Consider the following 17,391-nt stretch of genomic DNA (forward strand, 5'->3'; position numbering starts at 1 on the left):
GGCGCCGTCAGCGGTTGGCGCGGTACCAGGCGATCAGGGCGTCGGTGGAGGAATCCGCGCCGGGCTCGGGGTCTTCCGCCGCGGTGAGGAGGGGTTCGAGGGCCAGGGCCTGTTGTTTGCCGAGTTCCACACCCCACTGGTCGAAGCTGTCGATGCCCCAGATCGCGCCCTCGGTGAACACCTGGTGCTCGTAGAGGGCGATGAGCTGGCCCAGCACGGAGGGGGTCAGCACCGGGGCGAGAATGGTGGTGGTGGGTCGGTTGCCGGGCATCACCTTGTGCGGCACCAGGTTCGGGTCGGTGCCCTCGGCGGCGATCTCGGCGGCGGTCTTGCCGAAGGCCAGCACCTTGGTCTGGGCGAACAGATTCGACATCAGGATGTCGTGCATGCTGCCGGTGCCGTCCATGGTCGCCAGATCATCGGTGGGACGGGCGAATCCGATGAAATCGGCGGGCACCAGCCGGGTGCCCTGATGCAGCAGCTGGTAGAACGCGTGCTGGCCGTTGGTGCCGGGCTCACCCCAGAAGATCTCACCGGTGGAGGTGGTCACCGGCGTGCCGTCCGCGCGCACGGACTTGCCGTTCGACTCCATGGTCAACTGTTGCAGATACGCCGGAAAGCGGGCCAGGTCATTGGAATACGGCAGCACCGCCCGCGACTGCGCGCCGAAGAAGTTCGAGTACCAGACGCCGAGCAGGCCCAGCAGCACCGGTGCGTTCTGCCCCAGCGGCGCGGTGCGGAAGTGTTCGTCCACCCGGTGCATGCCGTCCAGGAACTCCGCGAAGCGCTCCTTGCCGATCACCGCCATGATCGACAGGCCGATGGCCGAATCCACCGAATAGCGGCCGCCGACCCAATCCCAGAAGCCGAACATGTTCGCGGTGTCGATGCCGAACTCCGCCACCCGCTGGGCGTGCGTGGACACCGCCACGAAATGCTTGGCCACCGCGTCGTCGCCGAGCGCGGCCGTCAGCCAGCGGCGGGCGGCGGTGGCGTTGGTGAGGGTCTCCAGCGTCGAGAAGGTCTTGGACGCCACGATGAACAGCGTGGTCGCCGGGTTCAGGCCCGCGAGCGTGGACACCAGATCGGCGGGGTCGACATTGGAGACGAACCGGGCCGAGATTCCGGCATCCGCGTAATGCCGCAGCGCGCGGTACACCATGGCCGGACCCAGATCCGAGCCGCCGATGCCGATGTTCACCACCGTGTCGATGCGCTCACCGGTCGCGCCGCGCCACTGCCCCGAACGCAGCGCATCGGTGAATTCGCCCATGCGCCCGAGCACTTCGTGCACCTCGGCGGTGGCGTCGGCGCCGTCGATCTCGGCGCGCCGCCCGGCCGGTGCGCGCAGTGCCCAGTGGCCGACCGCGCGGTCCTCGGAGGTGTTGATGTGCTGCCCGGCGAACATGGCGTCGCGGTGGCGCTCCACGTCGGCGGTATGCGCCAATTCGACCAGCAGGTCCACGGTTTCGCGGGTCACGCGGTGCTTGGAGTAGTCGATGTGCAGGTCCGCGACCCGCACGATCAGCTCACGCCCGCGCTCCGGATCGTCGGCGAAGAACTCACGAAGGTGACGGTCGGCCAGGGCCGCATGATGATCGTGCAGTTTCCGCCAGGCCGCCGTCGCGGTGATGTCGCTGCTCACGTCCGCCGACACTACTGAAATTTCTTGCCCTCCGCTGCGCTCCGGGCGGGTTCACGGCGCTGGAAGTCCCGGTTCTTCCCTCCCTCCGCTCCCCCGCTTCGCTCCTCCGCTCCGGTCAGTCCAGAACCGGGACGCGCCGCGAACCTACGGGGTGCCACCCTGGGGCCGTGAAGGGGTCGGGGGCGGTCGGAGCGGCGAGGGTGGGAGCGAGGCGGCATGTCGGGACGGCGAGGTGGCGAGGACACGGTGTCTCGTGAATTGGGGGCGGGTCACGGTGGCCTGCTCCTAGGCTGGGGACATGGTGTCCGAAAGCGAACTACTGCAATCCGTTCCCACTCAGCTCTGGATCGGCGGACCGGTGGACGCCACCGGTGGCGGCACCTTTCCGGTGCGTAATCCCGCCACCGGTGAGGTCCTCGTCGAGATCGCCGATGCCACGCCCGAAGACGGGGTCCGCGCGCTGGACGCCGCGGTGGCGGCGCAGGCCGACTGGGCCGCGACGCCCGCCCGGCAGCGCGGGGAGATCCTGCGGTCGGTGTTCGAGGCCATTACCGCGCGGGCCGAGGAGTTCGCGCTGCTCATGACCCTGGAGATGGGCAAAGCGCTGCCGGAGTCCCGCAACGAGGTCAAGTACGGGGCCGAGTTCTTCCGGTGGTTCAGCGAGGAGGCAGCGCGCGTGCACGGGCGCTACCAGACCGCTCCGTCCGGTACCGGCCGCATCATGGTGCACAAGCAGCCGGTCGGGCCGTGCCTGGCCATCACGCCGTGGAACTTCCCCCTCGCCATGGGGACCCGCAAGATCGGTCCCGCACTGGCGGCGGGCTGCACCATGATCGTGAAACCGGCGGGTGAGACCCCGCTCACCATGCTGCTGCTGGCCAAGCTGTGCGCCGAGGCCGGATTGCCCGAGGGCGTGCTGTCGGTCCTCACCACCAGCCGCTCCAGCGCCCTGACCGCGCCGCTGCTGGAGGATCCGCGCCTGCGCAAGCTCACCTTCACCGGCTCCACCTCGGTGGGCAAGAAGCTGGTGGCGTCCTCCGCGCACGGCCTGCTGCGCACCTCCATGGAACTGGGCGGCAACGCGCCCTTCGTGGTGTTCGACGATGCCGATATCGACGCCGCCGTGCAGGGGGCGCTGCTGGCCAAGCTGCGCAACGGCGGCGAGGCGTGCACCGCGGCCAACCGCTTCCACGTGCAGAACTCGGTGCGGCGCGAGTTCACCGAGAAACTGGTCGCCGCCATGGCCGAGGCCAAACTGGGACCCGGCACCGACGACGCGACCACCCTCGGCCCGCTCATCAACGAGGACCAGTTGACCACGGTCACCGAACTCGTCGACGACGCCGTCGCGGCCGGAGCGACCGTGGCGCTGGGCGGCAAGGCCCCCGGCGGTCCCGGCTGGTTCTACCCGGCCACCGTCCTCACCGACGTCCCCGCCCACGCCCGCATCCTGAGCGAGGAGGTCTTCGGCCCCGTCGCCCCCATCGTCGGCTTCGACACCGAGGAGCAGGGCCTCGCCGCCGCCAACGACACCGAATACGGCTTGGTCGCCTACGTCTACACCCGCGACCTGGACCGCGCCCTCCGCATCGCCGAGGGCCTGCAGACCGGCATGGTCGGCGTCAACCGCGGCGTCATCTCCGATCCGGCCGCCCCCTTCGGCGGCGTCAAACAATCCGGCTTCGGCCGCGAGGGCGGCTTCGAAGGCATCGAGGAATACCTCGACACCAAGTACATCGCTCTCCCGTAGCCAGCCGCGCACAGAAAAAACCGACCGCCCCGGGGTGAATAGTCACCCGGGGCGGCCTGGGGAACGCGGAGCCCGTCGAACCCGGAGCTCGTCGAACGCCGCGAAGTCTTACCTACCGCTCACCAGCACTCAACTCCAGCCATCAGGCCCCTGACCTCGACCCTCCCGATTCGCGGCGCGTCCCGGTTCTGGACTGACCGGAGCGGAGGCCAAAATTTCAGTGCCCGAGGCGGCCGCGGCCGAGGCGGAGCAGGAGCATGGCGAGGGTGTGGCCTTCCTGGCCGAGTTCGCTGAAGCGCTCGAGCACCTTCATCTCGCGCGAATGCACCAGCTTGGGACCGCCGTTTGCCATGCGTGTGCGGCCGATGAGGCGGGACACTTCGGTGCGGCGTTTGACGGCCGCCAGGATCTCGGCGTCGAGTTTGTCGATCTCCTTGCGGAGCTTGTCGATCTCCGCCTCGGTGGGCAGCGCGGAGTCGGAGCCGGTCGCAGGCTTGTCTTGTCCCGTCGTCGAGATGCTCATACTTCTTCTCCTCGTGGTCAGAACGTCGATCGGCGGGCAGACCCGCAGCGTTACCGATCGGTTCTTCACCATGACTTGCAACGTGGAAAGCCGACCTGGTCGGTCTTACATTGTCCCCCGAATGGGCGCGCTCAGGTAACTGGTCTTCGTGGAGCGCTGGTCACCTGGCCAGTCTGCCACGGGCTAGGGGTCATGCAAAACGAATACGTTTGGAATCTCCTGAGAGTTTCCTCCGCACGCCGATCCTCCGGATGTTCGCTCCACTCGCAGTATTCGGACCCCTCGGTCTCCCGGATGACTGCGATCGACGGCGGTCACGGCGACTCCCGCGGCGCGGCGGCCAACGCCGCCGCCATGCGCAGCAGATCCCGGGTCTTGGTGGTGTCCAGACCGGTCAGCTCGGTGATCTTGCGCAAGCGGTAGAGCACGGTATTCGAGTGCACGTGCAGCGCCGCCGCGGTCGCCGTGGTGCTCGAATCGTGGGCCAGGTAGGTCTCCAGCGTCAGCCGCAGGCTCGGATCACCGGCGAGCGGCGCGAGGGCGGCGGCATTGATCCGCGATACCCGGGTGGGGCGGGTGAGCTGGTATTCCACCGCCAGATCGGCGAAACGCACCACACCCGAGCGCCGGTGATAGCGCAGCGCCACCCTCAGCAGCTCGTCCACCTCCCGGTGGACCTCCGGAATGTCCTGCGGTACAGCAGAATCCACCGCGCACACGGTCTCGGCCCCGATATCTCGACCCAGCTCGGCCAGGTGCGCGGCGAACTCCTCGAACCGCGATTCCGGATCGACCTCCGGGGCCGGAACCAGCGCGCCGCCGCCCTGCTCGGTGACCATGTGCAGTGTCTCGCCGCGACCGAGCCGGTCCAGCGCGTACTCCAGCCGCCGCAGTTTGCGCCGGGAGGCCACCGTCGCGTCGATGCCCTCGACCCGCTCGTCGGGATGCGCGGCCACCCGCAGCGCCACCACCCAGTACCGCGGCGCGAGCGTGCGGCCCACCGACCGCGCCGCCTCGGCCACGTCCTCACCCGAGGTGAGCGCCCGGTAGAGACGGCGGCGGTCGTGGTCCTGCGGTGGAATCGGGGCCTGATCCGCGCCGTACCCGGCCAGTACCGCCCGGGTCGCCGATTGCAGGTGCCGTTGCAGCAGCACGCCCGCCCGCGCGAGCGCGTCGGCGTCGTCCGGCCCGGCCAATTCGGCGATGGTCCGCCACCACAGCTGCACCCCGAGGTGGTAGGCGCTGATCACATCGGTGAGCGGCACCCGTTCCTCGGCCCGCCGCCGGGCGGACTGCTCGATGGAGAGCAGTTCGTGCGGCTCCGGATCGCGGTTCTCGTGCAGCGTCGTGACGAAGAGTTCGAGATTGCGCCGCACGATCGCGGTGACGTCGCGGCGGATCACCTCGGGCGGCAGCGTGCGGTAGAACGCCACCTGCCCGCGGACGTGCTCGACGGTCGCGGTCACGATGGCGTGCGTGCGCTGCGCCAGCTGGTCGGCCAGCGGCCTGCCGTCGATGATCACGGGATCGGCTACCGGTTGCCTGTTCAAGCGCACCCCTCGGTCTCGTTGCCGTGTTCGCCCACTGTCCCACGGCGCGGTTGTCGCCGGGCACAATACGGGCGGGGTTCTTCGTCGGAAAACACAGTTCGCGGCGGGCGCGCATCCGTCAGTATTCGGCGTATCCCGGTGCCATCCGGTCGGCCGGGACATGCTGTTGTCAGGAGATACCCTTGGGATCCTCGATTTTCGCGGTATTCCTACCGCTCGCTCTCGCCCTGGTCATGTTCGGTCTCGGTCTCACCCTGACCGTCGACGACTTCGCCCGGGTGCTGCGCTATCCGAAGGCCGCCGCCATCGCCCTGGTCTGCCAGATCGTGGTGCTGCCCCTGCTGTGCCTGGGGATGGTGTACCTGTTCGGGCTCACCGGCGCGCTCGCGGTGGGCATGATGCTGCTGGCCGCCTCGCCCGGCGGCACCTCGGCGAATCTGTTCAGCCATGTGGCCGGCGGCGACGTGGCGTTGAACATCACCCTCACCGCCATCAATTCCGTGCTGGCGGTGTTCACCATGCCGGTGGTGGTGACGCTGTCGCTGGCGGCCTTCCTCGACGACGACAGCGGCATCGGGCTGCAACCGGACAAGTTCCTCCAGGTGATCGCCATCGTGCTGATCCCGGTCGCCATCGGCATGGTGGTGCGTCGCCGCTTCACCGCCTGGGCCGAGCGCATGCGCCGACCGGTCAAGATCACGTCGATCGTGGTGCTGGTGCTGGTCATCGTGGTCGCGGCGATCAGCGAGTTCGGCACTTTCACCGACAATATCGGCCGGCTCGGCGCGATCACCCTGCTGCTGTCGATCCTGAGCCTGCTCATCGGCTACTTCGTGCCACGCCTGTTCCGGGTGGACGCGCGCCAATCCATCGCCTCCGCAATGGAAATCGGCATCCACAACGCGACACTCGCCATCGCCGTGGCGGTCTCGGTGCTGGAGGACGAGACCATGGCGATCCCCGGGGCGATGTACGGGATCGTCATGTTCGGCCCGGCGGCGGTGGCGGCCTGGCTGCTCGCCCGCCGGAGCGCGCGGGCCGGGGCGGACGCGGGCTCGGAGGTCCGCGCCGCCACCTGAGCGGACGCGCACGCTACCGGCATTATTCGGACACCTGGGCCAGCGGGATGTCGTGGTGTCGGTGCCCGCCGGTAGCGTGGACAGACGATGAACGCGACGGTGGCTGAGGACGAACAGAAGACCGAGCGGTTGCTCGAGGGGTTGAACCCGCAACAGCGCGCCGCGGTGATGCACACCGGGTCGCCCCTGCTGATCGTGGCGGGTGCGGGCTCGGGCAAAACCGCGGTGCTCACCCGGCGTATCGCCTACCTGCTCGCCGCGCGGGACGTGCATCCCGGGCAGATCCTCGCCATCACCTTCACCAACAAGGCCGCCGCCGAGATGCGGGAACGGGTGGCCGGTCTGGTCGGGCCGCGCGCGGCCAGCATGTGGGTGTCGACCTTCCACTCCAGCTGTGTGCGCATCCTGCGCACCCAGGCCGGACTGGTGCCGGGGCTCAACTCCAACTTCTCCATCTACGACGCCGACGACTCGCGCCGCCTGCTCGCCATGATCGGGCGTGATCTCGACATCGACGCCAAGAAGTACACCCCGCGCCTGCTCGCCACCGCCATCTCCAACCTCAAGAACGAGCTCATCGACCCGGATCAGGCCGCCGCCGACGCCGAGACCGACGACACCGAGTTCCCGCGCGTGGTCGCCCGCGTCTACGACGAGTACCAGCGGCGGCTGCGCGCGGCCAACGCCCTCGACTTCGACGACCTCATCGGCGAGACCGTGGCGCTGCTGCAGCGGCACCCGAATGTGGCCGAGTACTACCGGCGGCGGTTCCGGCACGTGCTCGTCGACGAATACCAGGACACCAACCACGCGCAGTACATCCTGGTGCGCGAGCTGGTGGGCCATCATCTCGCCGCCGACTCCGAGGTGCCGCCCAGCGAACTGTGCGTGGTGGGTGACGCCGATCAGTCCATCTACGCCTTCCGCGGTGCCACCATTCGCAATATCGAGGAGTTCGAGCGCGACTTCCCGGACGCGGAAACCATTCTGCTGGAACAGAATTACCGTTCCACCCAGCATATTCTGGCCGCCGCCAACGCGGTCATCGCCCGCAACGAGAACCGGCGCGAGAAGAAGCTGTGGACCGATCGGGGCGACGGCGACCTGATCGTCGGATACGTCGCCGACAACGAGCACGACGAGGCGTCCTTCGTGGCCCGCGAGATCGACCGGCTGGTGGATCAGGGCGATGCCAACTACGCCGATGTGGCGGTGTTCTACCGCACCAACAACAACTCCCGGGCGCTGGAAGAGATCTTCATCCGCATGGGACTGCCCTACAAGGTGGTCGGCGGCGTCCGGTTCTACGAGCGCAAGGAGGTGCGCGACATCGTCGCGTACCTGCGGGTGCTGGAGAATCCGAACGACGCGGTGAGCCTGCGGCGCATTCTCAACACCCCGCGCCGCGGCATCGGCGACCGGGCCGAAGCCTGCGTGGCCGTCCACGCCGAACAGCGCGGCATCGGTTTCGCCCAGGCGCTGCGCGATGCGGCCGACGGCAAGGTGGCGCTGCTCAACACCCGCTCGCAGCGGGCCATCGCGGGTTTCCTGGACCTGCTCGAGCAGATCCGGGCGGCGGGCGCGCAGGAGGATCTGGACTTCCCGGATGTGGGCAGTGTGGTGGAGGCGGTGCTCGACCGCACCGGCTACCGCGCCGAACTGGAGGCGTCCGACGATCCGCAGGACGGGGCGCGGCTCGACAACCTCAACGAGTTGGTCAGCGTGGCACGGGAATTCAGTTCCGAGGCGCGCAACAACGTGGAGGCCGCGCGGGCCGAGGGCATCCTGCCCGAGGCCGCCGAGGGCGAACCCGAACCCGGGTCGCTGGCGGCCTTCCTGGAGCGGGTGTCGCTGGTGGCCGATACCGACCAGATTCCCGACGAGGGCACCGGGGTGGTCACCCTCATGACCCTGCACACCGCCAAGGGGCTGGAATTCCCGGTGGTCTTCGTGACCGGCTGGGAGGACGGGCAGTTCCCGCATATGCGCGCGCTCGGCGATCCCACCGAACTGGCCGAGGAACGCCGCCTCGCCTACGTGGGCATCACCCGCGCCCGCAAACGGCTGTACCTGACCCGCGCGGTGGTGCGCTCCGGCTGGGGCCAGCCCGTCTCGAATCCCGAATCCCGCTTCCTCCAGGAGATTCCGCAGCACCTACTGGACTGGCGTCGCCTGGAACCCGCGCCGAAACAGTCCAGCGGATTCCGGCGGCGACGCGACGACGAAGGCTTCGAACGGGATTGGACACGGGGCGACGGCTGGAGCGAACCCCGGCCCGGCGTGCGGGATCGCGGGGGCGAGCGCCGTCCGGCTCCCGCCTCCGCCGGAAAACGCAACAACACCGGTCTGGTGCTGGCGGTGGGGGACCGGGTCAGCGACGACAAGTACGGCCTGGGGCGGGTGGTCGCCGCCGAGGGGTTCGGCGCATTGGCCACGGTGACAATCGATTTCGGCACCGCGGGCAAGATCAGACTGATTCCGCAGTACAGCCGCACCCTCGTCAAGCTCTGACCCTCGTCCCGCCGCCCCCTTGCCGGGGCGGTGCGACAGGGCGTGTACTCGAAGGTATGGCGACGAGAATGACCGTGTTACTTCCGGATGCGATCGCCACCCGGCTGAGAGCGACCGCGGGCGCGGATATGAACGACTACGTCACCCGTGCGGTGCGGCAGCGGCTGCTCGAGGAGGATCTCGCCGAACTGCGCGACCGCCCACCCGACGAAAGGCTCGGCGCGGAGGCCGAATTCGAAGCCTCCGATGCAGACTGAGCCGATGCGGCAGGGTGAGCTGTGGATGGCGGCCAGCTCACTGTTCGGGCAGGAACGCCGGGTGGTGCTGTTGGACGCCGACGCCGTGGTGCAGCAGAATCCGCTGCTGGTGGTAGCGCTCGTACACCCCGGTGACGAAGTGCCCGCCGCGCACCGGCTGCTGTCGGTTCCCATCCCGGGCACGCCGCACGTGATCGCGCTCTACGACATCACCATCTACCGGCGCACCAGCCTCGTCACCTACGAGGGGGCCATCGGGGGCGAGACGCTGGAGCAGGTCAAGGTGGGTATGCGGGCGCGATTCGACCTGTGAGGCCGCCCCCGCGCCCGGCACCGACCGAGCCGCCTCCCCTGTACGCGGCGACCGCCGAGCGTGGAGATGATCGCCGAATGTGGAAGCGATCGCCGAGGGCAGGAACGACCTCCGAGCGCGGGATAGACCAACCGAGCCCGGAAGGATCGCCGTCGTGAGGCTGGCTAGCCCTGGTAGACCTCGACATAGGCGTTGGTCGCCACGGCCACGACACCGGGACCCATCCCCGTGCACCCCGTGGTGACGCGCTCGCCGTTCGGCGTGAACGGGTAGCTGAGCGCGGTGTACGGCCCGACGCCGTACATCGGGAACGGACCACTGGCGTATAGCCCGAAACAGTCGACATGCAGGACGTAATTGCTGCCCCCGTCGGGCTGGCACACGGCCGACGCGCCGAACAGATCGCGCTCGACGGCGCAATCCTGCGGCGCCGCCTGCGCGCTCCCGGAACCGACGATCGCTACGAAGGCCACACCCGAAACACCAGCGGCCGCGACCCGTGCCGCGGCGGCAATCGTTTTTCTCATGGAACTCCTTCCGGTTACCGAAGGATCGTCGGTGCGGTGGCGTCGACTGTTACCGATCGGAAGGAATCGCCAGGTATACCGGGGCCGTGGAGCGTGGCCCCGGCACGGTCTCCCTGCGCGGGCGGCCACCCAGCAGAGTGGTCGTCATGCGATACCGACTCTTCGGCCGAACCGGCCTCCGCGTGTCCGAACTGGTGCTGGGCACCATGGCCCTGCGGGACGCGGACGAATACCGCCGCATACTCGATGTCTTCGCCGCCGCCGGAGGCAACTTCCTCGACACCGCACCCATGTACGGCCCGAGTGAGGAACTACTCGGCTCGGCGCTGCGCGACCGCGATCGCTTCGTCATCGGCACCAAATACACGCCGACCCGCGACGCCGCCGACCCGAACGCGGCGGGCAACCACCGCAAGAACCTGATGTTGAGCCTGGAACAGAGCCTGCGGAAGCTGCGCACCGACTACATCGACGTCTACTGGGTGCATGTCTGGGATCGGCTCACACCCATCGAGGAGACGCTGCGCGCGCTCGATGACGCCGTTCGCTCCGGCAAGGTCCTGCATCTGGGCATTTCCGATGCGCCGGCCTGGGTGGTCGCGCGCGCGAACACGGTGGCGGAGCTGCGCGACCGCACCCCGTTCGCCGGACTCCAGGTGCCCTACAACCTGCTGTGGCGGGATGCCGAACGCGAGTTGATCCCGATGGCGGAGGCATTCGGCATGAGCGTCACGGCGTGGGGGCCGCTCGGGCAGGGCGTCCTGTCCGGTCGCGCCGGACGCCGCGCCGACCCCGGCCGGTTCACCGAGCGCCAGCGCGCGGCAGCCGCCGCGGTCGACGAGGTCGCCGCCGAGTTGGGCGTGCCCGCGGCCCACGTCGCCCTGGCCTGGACCCGCCACCGCTCGCCCGCCGTCCTGCCCATCGTCGGCGTCAGCAGCGCGGGACAGCTGACCGAGAACCTCGGCGCGGTCGAGCTCATGCTGTCGGACGAAGCGGTCGAAACCCTGGAAGCCGCCGCTCCTTTCGACCTCGGCTTCCCCGGCGACTTCATCGCGAGCTGCGATACGGCACCGGGCATCTACGGCGAGCAGGTCTCCAGAGTCGACACCAGCGGATACACGCTCCGAGCGTGACGCCACTCCCCGGCGGGGTGCGTCCTGGGACCGGCTGTGGCGGGTGCGCGGAAGGCCGGTGGGCGCGCGGAGAACAGCGCGTCCACACCAGAGTTACGGAGGTATCGAGAGTCAGTCGCGCTGGGGGCCCAGGGCGATGCCGCGGGAGGCCAGCCACGGGACCGGGTCGATCTTGTTCACGCCGTTCAGCCAGACCTCGAAGTGGCAGTGCGGGCCGGTGGAGAAGCCGCGGTTGCCGACGGTGGCGATCTGGTCGCCCGCCATGACGTACTGGCCCTGGGAGACGGTGGCGGTGTCGATGTGTCCGTAGACGGTGACGGTGCCGTCGTCGTGGAGGAGGCGGACCCACATGCCGAAACCGGAGGCGGGACCCGCTTCGAGGACCACGCCGTCGGCCACCGCGTAGATGGGGGTGCCGATGGGGGCGGCCACGTCGATGCCGAGATGCTGGACACCCCAGCGGGCGCCGAACCCGGAGGTGAAATTACCGCTGGTGAACTTGGTGAACAGCGGGCGCAGCTTGGCGGCCTCCTGGGCGGCCAGATCGGCGGCGAACTGTTCACCCTTGCGCAGGATGTCGTCGAAGGAGCCCAGGTCCATCGGCGTCGAAACGTTCAGCACCTGCGGTGCTCCCGAATCCTGCGTCTCCGCGCCGGTGAGGCTCACGCTCTGGGCGGCCAGTTCGGTGACCTGATCGGCGGCCTGGAACTCGCCCGTCGTCGGCGCGGTGTCCATGCCGGTCTGCCCGGCGGCCACCACGGCGCCGGCGGCGACGGCCACCACGGCCGCGCGGCCCTTCAGCGCGGCGGGCGGGGCGGGCACCCGGTGCGCGCCGCCCGAACGGCGGTTGCGCGCGGCGCGGGTGGCGGAACGCGATGCGGGGGCGGCGGATTCGGGCGCGCCGGAGGCGGCGGAATCGACGCGGGCACCGTCGCGGGAGAACTCCAGCGGCTCACCGGACGCGGTGCGGAAGGTGTAGACGGGCCGATGCTCGTCGGAGGGGTTCGGATCGGCGGGCGACTCCCAGGCGTCGTCGCCGGAATTCCAGGAGTCACCGGACCATTCGGCGGCGGATTCGCCCCAGCCGCCCGCGCCGCCGTTCGCGGCGTCGCCGTCCCAGGCGCTGCCGGAATCACGGTTCCAGTTGGCGGCGTTGCCGTTCCAGGAACCGTCGGTCTTGCCGTTCCAGGAGCCGTCGGCGTCGGCGTGCCAGTCGCCTCGAGCGCCGCCGTCGTTCCAGTCGGCGGTCTCGCTGTTCCAGTCGGCGTCGGCCGCGTTGTTCCAGCTGGCGCCGTCATAGCAGGTGCCGCTGTTCCAGTTGTCGCCGTAACCGTTGTCGCCGTAACCGTTGTCGGCGGTGCCCTGCGCGCTCGCGGCGTGTGCGTCCCAGCCGCCGTGGGCATTCCACTCGCCCTGCGCGGACGAGGGCGCCTGCCAGCCGTAGACCTGGCCGTGCTCGTATCGGGTGCCGCCGCCGGACTGGGCGTTATGGCTGAAATGTCCGGAGTCGCCGAAGGTTTCGTCGTCCTGTCGGTACCGATTGGCCCGCGCGCGCCGCCCGGTCGGGAATACGCCGTCACTCATGGGCGTTCGTCCGACCTGCGGGGAGGGAGCTCGATTTCGACGGGTCGCCTGCGGAGCGGCTTCCTACCTGCGGAGCGCTGTGCTGCGTCAAGCTTGCCGTCCTCCTGCCGTGACCGTGTTGTGACATCGACCGCAACGACGGTAACGAAACGATTGCGGGTCGGCAAGCGATGAACCCCTGTCGTGTCGATGCTGTGACATTCATCACGTCGCCCTCCGGGATTGCCTCACTGTGCTGTGGGTAACTGTGTGAGCCCGTTCCACTACAAGGCGTCGTAGTCTGTACCGCTCTGCGGGATTCGTCCCGTTCACCTGCCACGCGGTCCGAAAGCTACTCGCGAGTAGTCATACCCAGCGGTTTTGTGGCCCTGGAGACTGTACCGTGACCTGCGCCACTTAGGCTGTATGCGGCTGATTTCGGCTCCATGTGACTGATTAGAGTCCGACCCGACCCACTGGCCTTCACGGGCGACCTGCAAGCGGTCGCTACGGGCTGACGACGGGCCGCCAACAAAGACGTTGTCACAACAACGCAGACGAGACGGTGAGTACATGGATCTCTTCGAATATCAGGCGAAGGAACTCTTCGTGAAGCACGGAGTGCCTTCGTCGGAGGGCCGCGTCACGGACTCGGCCGAGGACGCTCGCGCGATCGCGGAGGAAATCGGCAAGCCTGTGATGATCAAGTCGCAGGTCAAGGTCGGTGGCCGCGGCAAGGCCGGTGGCGTGAAGTACGCCGCCACCCCCGAAGACGCTTTCACCCACGCCCAGAACATCCTGGGCCTGGACATCAAGGGTCACATCACCAAGAAGATCCTGGTCGCCGAGGCCAAGGACATCGCGTCGGAGTACTACATCTCCTTCCTGCTCGATCGCGCCAACCGCACCTACCTGGCCATGTGCTCGGTCGAGGGCGGCATGGAGATCGAGGAAGTGGCCGCCACCAAGCCCGACCGCCTGGCCAAGGTGCCGGTCGACGCCGTCAAGGGCGTGGACCTGGCCTTCGCGCGCTCCATCGCCGAGCAGGGCCACCTGCCCGCCGACATCCTGGACGCGGCCGCGGTCACCATCCAGAAGCTGTGGGAGGTGTTCATCTCCGAGGACGCCACCCTGGTCGAGGTCAACCCGCTGGTGCGCACCCCCGACAACGAGATCCTGGCCCTCGACGGCAAGGTCACCCTGGACGAGAACGCCGAGTTCCGCCACCCCGACCACGCGGTCTACGCGGATATCGACGCCACCGATCCGCTCGAGCTCAAGGCCAAGGAGAACGACCTCAACTACGTCAAGCTCGACGGCGAGGTCGGCATCATCGGCAATGGCGCCGGTCTGGTCATGTCGACCCTGGACGTGGTCGCCTACGCCGGTGAGGGCCACGGCGGTGTCAAGCCCGCCAACTTCCTCGACATCGGCGGCGGCGCGTCCGCCGAGGTCATGGCGAACGGCCTGGACGTCATCCTGGGCGACAAGCAGGTCAAGTCGGTGTTCGTCAATGTCTTCGGCGGCATCACCGCCTGTGACGCGGTCGCGAACGGCATCGTGAAGGCACTCGAGATTCTGGGCGACGCGGCCACCAAGCCGCTGGTCGTCCGCCTGGACGGCAACAAGGTCGAGGAGGGTCGCCAGATCCTCGTCGACGCCAACCACCCGCTGGTGACCCTCGCTCAGACCATGGACGAAGGCGCCGACAAGGCCGCCGAACTGGCCGCGGCCAAGTAAAGGACACGAACCACAATGTCTATCTTCCTGAACAAGGACTCCAAGGTCATCGTCCAGGGCATCACCGGCGGCGAGGGCACCAAGCACACCGCGCTGATGCTGAAGGCGGGCACCCAGGTCGTCGGCGGCGTGAACGCCCGCAAGGCCGGCACCACCGTGGCGCACACCGACAAGGACGGCAATGCGGTCGAGCTGCCCGTGTTCGGCACCGTCGCGGAGGCCATGAAGGAGACCGGCGCGGACGTGTCGATCGCCTTCGTGCCGCCGAAGTTCGCCAAGGACGCCATCATCGAGGCCATCGACGCGGAGATCCCGCTGCTCGTGGTCATCACCGAGGGCATCCCGGTGCAGGACACCGCCTACGCGTGGGCCTACAACGTCGAGAAGGGCAACAAGACCCGCATCATCGGCCCCAACTGCCCCGGCATCATCACCCCGGGTGAGTCGCTGGTCGGCATCACCCCGGCCAACATCACCGGCAAGGGCCCGATCGGTCTGGTCTCCAAGTCCGGCACGCTGACCTACCAGATGATGTACGAGCTGCGGGACTTCGGCTTCTCCACCGCCATCGGCATCGGCGGCGACCCGGTCATCGGCACCACCCACATCGACGCCATCGAGGCGTTCGAGAAGGATCCCGAGACCAAGCTCATCGTCATGATCGGCGAGATCGGCGGCGACGCCGAGGAGCGGGCCGCGGCCTACATCCAGGCCAATGTCACCAAGCCGGTCGTCGGCTACGTCGCGGGCTTCACCGCCCCCGAGGGCAAGACCATGGGCCACGCGGGCGCCATCGTCTCCGGTTCGTCGGGCACCGCCGCGGCGAAGAAGGAGGCCCTGGAGGCCGCGGGCGTGAAGGTCGGCAAGACTCCGTCCGAGACCGCCGCCCTCGCGCGCGAGATCCTCGAGAAGGCCAGCATCAGCGCCTGATTCGGATATCGGCGCACCGGCGCCGATCCGATGTCGCAAGGCCGCCCGCCGTGTCCGGTGGGCGGCCTTCGCGTATCCGAACCGTTATCGCCTGGTGGCCGGAAAACGCCGATCCGGCCGGGTTTCCGCCGCCCGTCCAGCGGGCTTGTCCCGCGCTTTCGGCGAACGGTGTTGTCGCCCAACGGCTTACGCAATACGACGCCGGGTAGCATGCGTTCGGTTCGGCGCAAACGCGCCGGTCGCGGGCGGCGGTAGATGGTGACCCGGACGGTCTGGTGCAGTAGCGTCGGGGGAGCAGCCAGCGCTGTTCGTGAACTATTCGATAGGAGACGACGACATGTCATACCCGACCGGGGGCTCGGGGTACAACGCGCCCGCGCCGACGCCCTCCTCCGCACCCGGCTTCGGCCAGCAGCCCGCCGCCGGTCCCACCGGTGGAGCGAGCGCCGCGGCCGCGACGGGCAAGGGGCTGCCGTTCTTCCTGGCCATCGGTGTCGCCGCGCTCGGTGTCATCACCTTCCTGCTCGGATTCACGCCGTTCACCAGCTTCGACCTGGGTGGCGGCTCGGTGGACGTGGACACCTCCGCCAGCTTCTTCGAGGGCGGCGGCTCCGCGCCGCTGGCTCTCCTGCTGATCGCCGGAATCCTGGCCGGGCTGTCGTTGATCTCCAAGCAGAACTGGGCCCCGATCGCGGCCGCCGCCTCGCTGGCGGCGTTCCTCACCCTGCTGTTCACTGTCTTCTCGCTCGATGATTCCGTCTCGCTGGAGTGGGGCGGCATCGTCGTCCTGGTCTTCGCCTTCGCACAGACCGTGGTCGCCATCGCGGCCCTGCTGTTCGAGCTGGGGATCCTCAAGCCCCCGGCCCCGAAGCCCGCGCCGCAGCCCGGCGGGTACGGCCAGGGCGGTCAGCCCGGCGGGTACGGTCAGCAGCCGGGCCAGCCGGGCGGCTACGGCCAGCAGCCCGGTCAGCCGTCCTACGGCCAGTCGGGTGGCTACGGTCAGCAGCCGGGCCAGCCGGGCGGCTACGGCCAGCAGCCGTCCTTCGGCGGCGGCCAGGGCACCGGTCCGCAGTACCAGCAGCAGCCCTCCTACGGTCAGCAGCCGGGCCAGCCGGGTCAGCAGTCCTACGGTCAGCAGCCCGCCTACGGCCAGCAGCCCGGTCAGCCGGGTGGCTACGGTCAGCAGCCGTCTTACGGCCAGTCGCCCTACGGCACCGGTTCGCAGCCGCAGCCGCGCCCGGACGAGGGCGCGACCCAGCACTTCGGCGGCCAGCAGTACGGCGGTCAGCAGTACGGCGGCGGCCAGGAGAAGCCGTTCGGCGGTGAGCAGAGCGCCGATCCGGCCGCCGACGCCACCAAGGCGTTCCGGCCGGGGCAGGACGACAAGTAGTCGGTCCGGGTATCGACCGACGTGACGAACGGCCCCCGGTGGGAACACCGGGGGCCGTTGTGCTTGCGGGCCACCCGGGGCCGCTCGCGGGCCACCGGACTTCGTTCGCGGACCCCGCAATCGTTGCCCCACTCGCCTCGTCGATCCGCCGCGGTGGCATCACCGCCGCCCGCCACTCACCGCCGTAGCCGCTCGGCTCGCCGTCCCCTCCGCCACGACGTTCGATCGCCCACCACGCGCTCGCAACGCCGTGTCGCGCTCGGGCCCGATCCGGCCGAGACGGTGCATCCGGCCTCGGCGGTCGGGTCGTCGACCACGCTCGAATCGGATTGCCCTGTCACCGTGACTCCTTCAGAACCCCCGCGCGAACCCCGCCGTCCCCGCCGCTCGGGAGAGGGCAGCGGCCCTCCCCCCGCACGTCGGGCCACCACACCACGCCGTACGCCCGACGGCGCATCCGGCCACATGCCGTGGGATGGC

General features: G+C 69.0%; 14 protein-coding genes. 9 read left to right on the forward strand and 5 right to left on the reverse strand.

Features of this window, described 5'->3' with window-relative positions:
- Positions 1-7: 7 nt before the first annotated feature.
- Complete coding sequence (pgi, locus tag FOH10_RS01080) at positions 8-1,645, reverse strand: glucose-6-phosphate isomerase (protein WP_143979277.1); 1,638 nt, start codon at positions 1,643-1,645, stop codon at positions 8-10.
- A 298-nt stretch (positions 1,646-1,943) separates the two neighbouring features.
- Between pgi and FOH10_RS01085 the strand changes: the two genes are divergently transcribed.
- Positions 1,944-3,395 carry an NAD-dependent succinate-semialdehyde dehydrogenase gene (locus tag FOH10_RS01085; RefSeq protein WP_143979278.1) on the forward strand — a complete coding sequence of 484 codons (1,452 nt, stop codon included), beginning with the start codon at positions 1,944-1,946 and terminating at the stop codon, positions 3,393-3,395.
- 217 nt (positions 3,396-3,612) lie between these two features.
- On the opposite strand, the gene FOH10_RS01090 is transcribed toward FOH10_RS01085, so the two are convergent.
- Complete coding sequence (locus FOH10_RS01090) at positions 3,613-3,918, reverse strand: chorismate mutase (RefSeq protein WP_029931136.1); 306 nt, start codon at positions 3,916-3,918, stop codon at positions 3,613-3,615.
- A gap of 314 nt (positions 3,919-4,232) precedes the next feature.
- Positions 4,233-5,468, reverse strand: coding sequence for a PucR family transcriptional regulator (locus FOH10_RS01095; protein ID WP_244961510.1), 1,236 nt, complete (start codon positions 5,466-5,468; stop codon positions 4,233-4,235).
- 182 nt (positions 5,469-5,650) lie between these two features.
- Here FOH10_RS01095 and FOH10_RS01100 point away from each other — a divergent pair, with 182 nt between their 5' ends.
- From FOH10_RS01100 to FOH10_RS01115, 4 genes are all read left to right on the forward strand, one after another.
- Entirely contained in the window at positions 5,651-6,547 is an 897-nt protein-coding gene (locus tag FOH10_RS01100; protein ID WP_039817261.1) for a bile acid:sodium symporter family protein, read from the forward strand.
- An 87-nt stretch (positions 6,548-6,634) separates the two neighbouring features.
- On the forward strand, positions 6,635-9,058 hold the full coding sequence (gene pcrA / locus FOH10_RS01105) for a DNA helicase PcrA (protein ID WP_143979280.1): 2,424 nt from the start codon (positions 6,635-6,637) through the stop codon (positions 9,056-9,058).
- 68 nt (positions 9,059-9,126) lie between these two features.
- Positions 9,127-9,315, forward strand: coding sequence for a hypothetical protein (locus FOH10_RS01110; protein WP_029931140.1), 189 nt, complete (start codon positions 9,127-9,129; stop codon positions 9,313-9,315).
- A 4-nt stretch (positions 9,316-9,319) separates the two neighbouring features.
- A complete protein-coding gene (locus FOH10_RS01115; protein ID WP_143979281.1) occupies positions 9,320-9,628 on the forward strand; it encodes a hypothetical protein in 309 nt (102 codons plus the stop codon).
- Between the two features lie 164 nt (positions 9,629-9,792).
- Here the strand turns inward: FOH10_RS01115 and FOH10_RS01120 are convergent, their stop codons facing one another.
- Positions 9,793-10,155 (reverse strand): hypothetical protein, encoded by a 363-nt coding sequence (locus FOH10_RS01120; RefSeq protein ID WP_051037721.1) that lies wholly within the window; start codon positions 10,153-10,155, stop codon positions 9,793-9,795.
- Positions 10,156-10,301: 146 nt separating this feature from the next.
- Here FOH10_RS01120 and FOH10_RS01125 point away from each other — a divergent pair, with 146 nt between their 5' ends.
- Complete coding sequence (locus FOH10_RS01125) at positions 10,302-11,288, forward strand: aldo/keto reductase (RefSeq protein WP_143979282.1); 987 nt, start codon at positions 10,302-10,304, stop codon at positions 11,286-11,288.
- Positions 11,289-11,399: 111 nt separating this feature from the next.
- Here FOH10_RS01125 and FOH10_RS35355 read toward each other — a convergent pair whose 3' ends face one another.
- Complete coding sequence (locus FOH10_RS35355; protein ID WP_228807288.1) at positions 11,400-12,236, reverse strand: M23 family metallopeptidase; 837 nt, start codon at positions 12,234-12,236, stop codon at positions 11,400-11,402.
- A gap of 1,188 nt (positions 12,237-13,424) precedes the next feature.
- On the opposite strand from FOH10_RS35355, the gene sucC reads away from it, so the two are divergent.
- From sucC to FOH10_RS01145, 3 genes are all read left to right on the forward strand, one after another.
- Complete coding sequence (gene sucC / locus FOH10_RS01135; protein ID WP_143979284.1) at positions 13,425-14,591, forward strand: ADP-forming succinate--CoA ligase subunit beta; 1,167 nt, start codon at positions 13,425-13,427, stop codon at positions 14,589-14,591.
- Positions 14,592-14,606: 15 nt separating this feature from the next.
- Positions 14,607-15,521, forward strand: a complete 915-nt coding sequence (gene sucD / locus FOH10_RS01140) for a succinate--CoA ligase subunit alpha (protein ID WP_143979285.1) — start codon at positions 14,607-14,609, stop codon at positions 15,519-15,521.
- A 337-nt stretch (positions 15,522-15,858) separates the two neighbouring features.
- Positions 15,859-16,911: a DUF5336 domain-containing protein gene (locus FOH10_RS01145; RefSeq protein ID WP_143979286.1), complete on the forward strand. Its 1,053-nt coding sequence runs from the start codon at positions 15,859-15,861 to the stop codon at positions 16,909-16,911.
- Positions 16,912-17,391: the final 480 nt, after the last annotated feature.

The sequence above is a fragment of the Nocardia otitidiscaviarum genome (assembly GCF_007362295.1).
Taxonomy (GTDB): Bacteria; Actinomycetota; Actinomycetes; order Mycobacteriales; family Mycobacteriaceae; genus Nocardia; species Nocardia otitidiscaviarum.